At 71.6% G+C, this 7,563-nt stretch carries 6 protein-coding genes and 1 pseudogene; 4 read left to right on the top strand and 3 right to left on the bottom strand.

The annotated features are described in order from the left end of the window. A pseudogene (locus ACZ6ZQ_RS03130) lies at positions 1-306 on the top strand (D-glucuronyl C5-epimerase family protein); the annotation flags it as partial. Positions 307-467: 161 nt separating this feature from the next. Further along, positions 468-1,085, top strand: coding sequence for a TOPRIM nucleotidyl transferase/hydrolase domain-containing protein (locus ACZ6ZQ_RS03125; RefSeq protein WP_469766791.1), 618 nt, complete (start codon positions 468-470; stop codon positions 1,083-1,085). Between the two features lie 243 nt (positions 1,086-1,328). On the opposite strand, the gene ACZ6ZQ_RS03120 is transcribed toward ACZ6ZQ_RS03125, so the two are convergent. Together ACZ6ZQ_RS03120 and ACZ6ZQ_RS03115 are read right to left on the bottom strand one after the other, a co-directional pair. After that, positions 1,329-2,282, bottom strand: coding sequence for a DUF1648 domain-containing protein (locus ACZ6ZQ_RS03120; RefSeq protein WP_469766790.1), 954 nt, complete (start codon positions 2,280-2,282; stop codon positions 1,329-1,331). A gap of 29 nt (positions 2,283-2,311) precedes the next feature. Next, on the bottom strand, positions 2,312-2,659 hold the full coding sequence (locus ACZ6ZQ_RS03115; protein WP_469766789.1) for a GntR family transcriptional regulator: 348 nt from the start codon (positions 2,657-2,659) through the stop codon (positions 2,312-2,314). Between the two features lie 247 nt (positions 2,660-2,906). On the opposite strand from ACZ6ZQ_RS03115, the gene ACZ6ZQ_RS03110 reads away from it, so the two are divergent. Then, on the top strand, positions 2,907-3,698 hold the full coding sequence (locus ACZ6ZQ_RS03110) for a slipin family protein (protein WP_469766823.1): 792 nt from the start codon (positions 2,907-2,909) through the stop codon (positions 3,696-3,698). A gap of 221 nt (positions 3,699-3,919) precedes the next feature. On the opposite strand, the gene ACZ6ZQ_RS03105 is transcribed toward ACZ6ZQ_RS03110, so the two are convergent. Next, entirely contained in the window at positions 3,920-4,885 is a 966-nt protein-coding gene (locus ACZ6ZQ_RS03105) for a pirin family protein (protein WP_469766788.1), read from the bottom strand. A gap of 328 nt (positions 4,886-5,213) precedes the next feature. On the opposite strand from ACZ6ZQ_RS03105, the gene ACZ6ZQ_RS03100 reads away from it, so the two are divergent. After that, complete coding sequence (locus ACZ6ZQ_RS03100) at positions 5,214-7,550, top strand: VMAP-C domain-containing protein (RefSeq protein WP_469766787.1); 2,337 nt, start codon at positions 5,214-5,216, stop codon at positions 7,548-7,550. The last annotated feature ends 13 nt before the right edge of the window (positions 7,551-7,563 follow it).

The following is a 7,563-nucleotide window of genomic DNA, read 5'->3' as shown; positions in this document are numbered from 1 at the left end:
GGCGCCTACGAGGGCTGGTGGGCCGGCGAGGCGTACCCGGAAGCCTTCCTGCTCGGCGAGTACCTGCCCACGGTCTACCGGCCCGAGCGAACGCTCACCTTCCGCGCCGACACGCCCGTGACGTGCTATCGATTCGGCGTGAACGGGAGCGTCGGCAGCACGCGCACGGTGACATTCACCCAATCGACCGCCATGCCCTTCGACCGCAGAGCGGTGGTCAACGGCAGGACGATGCTCCGGATCATGGCCGGGGAGCTTGCCGGCTACTGGGTGCCCGCCGGAGATGTCCTCACCGACGGACACTGATTCAGGGCGGGGTGATCGGTCATCCTCGTGGCCACCTCAGGCTGCACCTGGCGGCAGCTACCTGCATCGTGCGGACCGTCGGGCCCGACTGCTCACCGTCGAACGACGCGCCGGCGGAAACTCCCTACCGTGGTGGCCGGAAAGGGCGGAGACTCGTCCTCATGGCTGACATGGGGGCGTTCCGGGAGGCGGTCATCGCGTGGGCGGCCGGTGGCCCCGGCGGCCCCGCGCGCGAGCTGGCCGCGCGGCTGCCCGTCCGGACAGCCGTCCTGCTCGAAGGGCTGAGCGACGTCGCAGCGGTCAGCGCACTGGCCGCGAGCCGCGGCCGGAACCTGGCGGCCGAAGGAGTCTGCGTCCTGCCGATGGGCGGTGCGATGAGCGTCGGGCGCTTCGCCCACCTCCTCGGGCCACCCGGCCTGGGCCTCCGCCTCACGGGACTGTGCGACGAGGCGGAGCGTCGCTACTACGCCCGCGGCTTGGAGCGGGCCAGTGCAGCGCAGCAAGGGTTCTTCGTCTGCGCGGCGGATCTGGAGGACGAGCTCATCCGGGCGCTGGGCGTGTCACGGGTGGAGGGGCTCGTCCGGGCGGAGGGCGACCTGCGCGCCCTGCAGACCTTCCTGCGCCAGCCCGCACAGCAGGGCCGCACCTCACAGCAGCAGCTGCGGCGCTTCCTCGGCACGAAGAAGGGGCGCAAGATCCGCTACGGCCGCGTCCTCGTCGAGGCCCTCGACCCCGACCGCACACCCGCCCCACTCGACGGTCTGCTCACCAGCCTCTGACCGCTGAACGAGGTCAGACTCGGCAGAAGGACTCGGTGGCGTGCGGCCGTGGGGATCGTTGAGCGCATGGTGCCGGACGAGTTGTGGGAGCTGTGCCCTGGTGACCTCTCGGCCAGGGCGGCGCTCCACGGCCGAGTACTCGCAGCATCCCGAAGGCGGAACCGTCCCACCGGTCACGCACGACCAGGCCATCTCACCACGATCCTGTTCCGGTGCCGGGAGACCACCGGCCGGGACCGGCTCTCACCCGGCGCGGCGTGTGCTCAGGGAGTTGAGGAGCGCGGCGCCACGTTCGGCGTCGTCCACGCTCACGGCGAAGTCCTTGCCCTTGCTACGTATGACGAGGCACTCCCCGCTGCGCAGCATCACGGTCGTCCCCAGCCCGCTCAGCCGGTAGCCCCAGCCGCCGACCTGTGCCGGTGTGCGGTTCTCGACGCGGGCGGACACGATGTCCTCGACCGCCCAGTGGCGGGCCGGGAAGCCCAGCGGGCCGAAGGCCACCTCCAGACCCTTGTCACTCGCCCGGGCCTGCACGGACGCGCAGCCGAGCAGCAGGAGGGAGGCCAGCGCGAAGGGTGCGACCAACGCCCACTGAAGGGGCATCAGACCTCCCACCGCCGCCAGAACGGCAGTGATCGCCAGGAGCCCCGTCAGGGCCGAGGCCGTGTGGAGCCACGGATTCGAGGTGCGGGAGAGCCACACGAACCGTTCGCCCTCGGGGATCCGCATGGTCGGGCCGGACGCTACGGACGGGGTCGTCGCCATGGGTGTCCGGCGGATCACCAGCCAGCCGGCCAGCCCTGCCGCTGCGGCAGCCACGCCGGTGCCCACGACCCAGAGCGTCACGGGGTCGGCGTCGTGCCAGTCCGTATGGTCCATGTTGGCCCGTACGACAGACGCCTGCGCACCTATCAGGAAGACACCGCCGGACAGTAGCGCAACGGCGGCCCATCCCCGGGGGGCGCCACCGGAGCCGGTCACGGTCCTCCGCACGGCCGACCCGACGCCCAGCACCATGCCCGCCCAGATCAGCGCCGGAAAGAAGGCTGCGGCCCACAGCGGCATGGAGCCGTCGGGCTCACCGGATCCGCTGTCCCAGTGGGTCGCCAGCCGCTCGGGCAACCTCCCGCTCGCGCCCAACGGCAGCGCGACGAGCAGAGCCAGGGCCCCGGCCGTCCAGCCGACGGCACCCCACATGGCCCCATTCGTCCGCCTCGCACGGTCGTTCACTGAATCCCCCTGATCATCTCTATGAGATCGGTCCTGCTGTACCCGAGGTGGGCCGCGTCGTCGACCAGGTCACGGACGCGCCCCAGGAGCGCGGAACGCTGGTCCGCCCCGTCGGCCACGGTCACGCCCCGCCCTCGCCGGAACTCCAGGAGCCCCTCGTCCCGCAGCGCCCGAAGACCGCGCAGCACGGTGTTGGCATTGACTTCCAGCGCCTGAGCGAGAGCGTGCGCCGAGGGCAGCCGGTCGCCGGGACCGCATTCCCCCTCGGCGATGGCGCGCCGGATCGCGCCCGCCACCTGTTCGTGCAGGGGGCGGGCGTCCGCGGTGTTCAGTCTCAGCAGCATGGTGCTAATGACAGTAGCACCATCGGCTAAGGCGCGGCTCGGTCACGGCGCGCGCAACAATGCCGGCGCGGACCACCGGGACGCACTCTTGACGACTCCCTGATGCTCAACCGGGATCCGCACGGCTCCGGACGCTGTCATCTTCGGTATCCCCATCACCTCTCGGGGAAAGGCCGTTGCCGTGGAAGCCGCAGTAGCAGGAATCGTCGTTGTCGTGGTCTGCGCACTCGTCGTGCTGCGCAGCGGGATGCGTGTGGTCAACCAGGTGGAGCGGGGCGTCGTCTTCCGGTTCGGCAAAGCGCTGCCCGGGTACCGGCAGCCCGGCATCACCTTCCTCATTCCGTTCGCCGACCGGATGCGGAAGGTGAACGTCCAGGTGGTCACGCTGCCGATCCCGACACAGGAGGGCATCACACGTGACAACGTCTCGGTGAAGGTCGACGCCGTCGTCTACTTCCGGGTCACCGACCCCGCCCGAGCCGCGATCGAGGTCCAGGACTACGTCTTCGCCGTCGGCCAAGTGGCACAGTCCTCGCTCCGTTCGATCATCGGCAAGAGCGACCTGGACGACCTGCTGTCCGACCGTGAACGGCTGCACGAGGGACTGGCGCTGATGATCGACAGCCCGGCAGCCGGCTGGGGTGTCCACATCGACCGGGTCGAGATCAAGGACGTACAGCTGCCGGAGTCACTGAAGCGGTCGATGTCCCGGCAGGCGGAGGCCGAGCGGGAGCGGCGGGCGCGAGTGATCACAGCCGACGGCGAGTTCCAGGCCGCACAACAGCTCGCCAACGCCTCTCGGATCATGGCCGACACGCCAGAGGCCATGCAGTTGCGACTGCTGCAGACGGTCGTCGAGGTGGCCGCGGAGAAGAACTCCACGCTCGTGATGCCGTTCCCGGTGGAACTGCTCCGCTACTTCGACCGGGCCGCGCGGAACCTCGGCTCCGAGGGCAATGCCGTGGATGCCGTGCCGGCACCCGACACTGTGCCCGCTGCGCGGGATGAGAACATGGCCGACCCCCGCGTCCAGCCGTAGTAGTCGTCGGCGGCGTGAGCGGCGGGCCCGTCCGCTTACGCCGCCATTACGGTGCGGGCTTTCCCGTTCGGAGACTTGTCGACGGCGAGTCATGCTCGCTCTCCACGCGTCGCGACAACTCCCCCTGTGTCCGCCAGTCATGCGGAGTGGTGATTCGCCGTGGAGGCGCCGCACCCCGAGAGACTCACCCCGAGAGACTCACCCCCGAGCATCAGACCTGGTCAGCGCACCCGTCCCCGTGGTTTCAGCGGCACCGGCGGTAGTTCGGGAGCAGCCAGCCGGTCCCCGGCGTAACCCTTCACGTCGCCGAAGCGGGTGCCCTCCATCCAGTCCCTGCGGGCCTGTTCGATCTCCTCCTGCGAACGCCCGATGAAGTTCCACCACATGATGAGTTCTTCCTCGAACGGCTCGCCGCCGAGCAGCATCAGGCCCGCGTCCGACTCGGCGCGCAGGGGCAGTTCAGTGCGGCCGCAGCCGAGGTAGAGCATCGACCCTGGCAGTACGGGCACTCCGTCGACATGGGCCTCGCCGGACATGGCCAGCACGGCGTACTCGAAGTCCGGTTCGAGCGGGATGCTGGTCTCGGTGCCGAGGGACAACGCCAGGTCCGCGCCCACGATGGGGGTGTACGTCGAACCGGGCGAGGCGGCGCCGTCGAGCTCGCCCAGGACGACCGTCGCGGTGAGTCCCGGTGCGGTGACGTGCGGCAGCTCGGCGTGGTGCTGGAAGTGCGGCTCCACTGCGCGGTGGGCATCGGGCAGCGCGACCCACAGCTGGGCGCCGTGGAGGAAGCGGGCGTGCGGCTTCGGGCTCTCCTCGGAGTGGCTGATCGCCCGCCCCGAGGTCATGAGTCCCAGCTCGCGCGGCCGGATCGTCTGGAGGCTGCCGACGCTGTCGCGGTGCAGGACCTCGCCCTCGTGCAGCCAGCTCACGGTCTGGAGTCCCATGTGCGGGTGGGGCGGGACCTGCATGCCGGGTTCGTCGGCGATGTCGTCGGGGCCGTAGTGGTCGACGAAGCACCAGGCGCCGACCATGCGGCGGCCGAGGTTGGGGAGCAGCCGGCGGACCTCGGTGGATTCGCCGAGCTGGACATGGCGGGGGGCGAGGAGCTCACGCACCGGCTCGGCGACGACAAAGCCGCGGCCGCCACATACGGAGAGCGCAGCCTGACGATCAAGATTGCTCATGACGCCCAACCTAGCCCTGTGCGGGGCGGGCCACAAAGACCTGCCGACTGAGCCACCGTGTACTCGGATTCGCCTGGTGGGACTGTGTTTGTCCGCCGCCTCCCCCGGTCCGGGGCCGTACTGGGCCCGGGCGGTGTCCTGTGGATCAGGCCCGGCAAGATCCACAAGACACAGCACACCCCTGGGAGCCGGCAGGCTCGCAGGGGTGTGGAGGGGCCGGGGCACACGCTCAATATCCGCAACCGCCACCGCCCGCGCCCGCGCCTCGTGCAAACTGATCGGATGGCAATGCCGATGGGCCTTCAACGCGTCAACTCCGCGTCCCCGTATGCGTGGTAGCGGGGCGCGCACGCGTCGGCTCTGGTTCCGCCCGTTGTCCGCCGCGTCGTCCGGGGCCGAGGATGCGCGCGCGTCCCTGGCCTGTGTACGGACGGCGGAACGGTCCGTCGGCAGCGGTGTCTACCTGGGCGAGGGCCGCGTGCTGACCTGCGCGCACGTCGTCAACGAGTGCCTGGGCCGGGAACCGTTCGCCACGGACCGGCCCGCTTCGGCAACGGTTCACGTCTCCTTTCCCGTCGCGCCGCACACCGATCCGCTGTCGGCCCGTCTCGCCGTGTGGATTCCGGCTCGGGCGGAGCACGACGGGCCCGGTGCGGGCCCGCCGTCCCCAGGAGCGAGCGCCGTGTGGCAGGGGGACCTCGCCGTCCTCGAACTGGACTCCGAGCCGCCCGCGCCGGTCCGCCCCGTCGAGTGGGCGGACATGGCGCAGGAGCAGCGGGTGCGGGCCTGGTACAGCACGGGCCAGCCCTTCACGTACGCGGACGGGCAGGTCGAATGGTGCGACGACCGGCTCGGGTTCGTCGACGCCGGGATCCGCGGGGCGGCCATCGGCCCCGGCTACAGCGGAGGTCCGCTGTGGTGCGACGGACAACAGGCCGCGGTCGGCGTCGTCCTGGGTGTCCTGCAGCCGCCGGAGGGGCCCTTCCGCCCGGGGGACGTCACCCGCAGGACGCTCGCTCTGCCCTGGCAGGCCGTACGCGCCGAGCTGGAGGCCGCGGAGCCCAGGTCTCCCGGCTCGACGGCCCCGTGGAGTGGAGCCGGGCACGAGGCGGCGCTCGTCGACCCCGGCACCCGCCACGGCATAGCCGCCGTGGTCGCCCACCTGTGCGCCGACCCCGAGCGGCGCGCCGAACACGCCGACCGGATGGCGGGCGAACTGGGACTGGCCCGGGCCCCGGGAGCCGTCCCCACGGTGGACGACATCGTCGATCTGCTGCTCACCCGTCCCCGGGCCCTCGCCGTGCTGACAGAGGGCCTGCCCGGCAGCGAGCGGGAGGCAGCGCTGAAACTGCTCTTCCTCGGCCGTGCTGCCGCCGTGCAGGGCCTGTTGTCCGTACGCGAACACCGCTGGCTCCTGGACCTGCTGCCACCGGAGGCGGCCGCGCGGCTCCCCGAAGCGGCCCGGGCGGCCCTGCCGCACACCACGCTCTTCGACGGCGCACCGGGTGAGGAGACGGAGCCTGCCGCCCCTCCGCCGGCGGACACGACAGCCCGGTTGGTCGAGGCGCTGGAAGGGTTCTGGGGCGACAGCGCGCCCGTACCGGCCGGTTCGCCGCGCGTACCCGCCCTGCTCCGGGCCATGGAGTATCTGGCCGCCACCTGTGAGGAGAAGCAGTCGCGCGATCTGCGCGACTGGTCGGAGCAGGTCGCCCACCGGCTCGGAGTCGCGGCCGAGGCTCTCGGTGAGCGGCGGGACGACGCCATCGCCTGGGCGCGGCGCAGGCAGCAGGACGGCACACCGCCGGTACCGCGTCTGACGGTGCGGCTCACCCGGGTCTCCGGCGAGACCTTCCGCTGCGAGGCGTGGTACGAGTCCGGCAGGGACGACGCGGCTTTGGATGATGCGGCGGGCGGCGCCGAGGCGGAGCGCATGGTGGTGTCGGACGACATGGAACGCACCCCGGCGCAGATCGCGCGGCTGCTCCACGGCGTACTGGCGCGCGAAAGGACGCCGTCCGCATCGCCGGACGCCCCGGGCGTGCTCATCGAGGTGCTGCTCGAAGCGGACGATCTGGATGTCGCCGTGGACCAGTGGGGGCAGGAGACGTCGGAGCAGGAGACGTCACCGTACGAGGTGCCGGTCGTCCTCGGCGCCGAGTACGCCGTCGTCATCCGCTGCCCGGAGATCCGCAGGCGGGTGCCTGAGCGCCTGCCCGACTGGCGGGCGCGCTGGGCGGAGTTGGAGCGCGGGGGCGGCGTCCTGCGACTGGATCGCCGCCACACCACACGCCACCAGGTCTACGGGCTGCTCACGGAGGACCCGGGACTCGCCCGGGTGATCGTCGACTGTGCGGAGGAGCATCGCGGGTCGTTGCGGGCCGTGTGTCTGGCGCTCGGTGTGCCCGTCGTCGTCTGGGACCGGTGCGCCTCGCCCGCACCCACGGGCGGGGACCGGCTCCTCGCGCTGGTGCTGAACGGACCGCCGAAGGGTCTGCCGCACCGGGTGCGCCGCCACCGCGCCCGCGCCCTCGCCGAGGCCGACGACTCCCGGCTCACGGCCGTCACGCCCGCGCTGGTGTGGGACGACGCGTCCCGGCTGCCGCCGCGGGCGCTGTGGAGCGACCCGTCGTACGAGGACCCGGCAGCCCTCGGCCGCACACCATGAGAGGAGACGCGAC

Source organism: Streptomyces sp. NPDC053673 (assembly GCF_055585225.1).
This window is presented reverse-complemented; position numbering and strand designations above follow the sequence as displayed.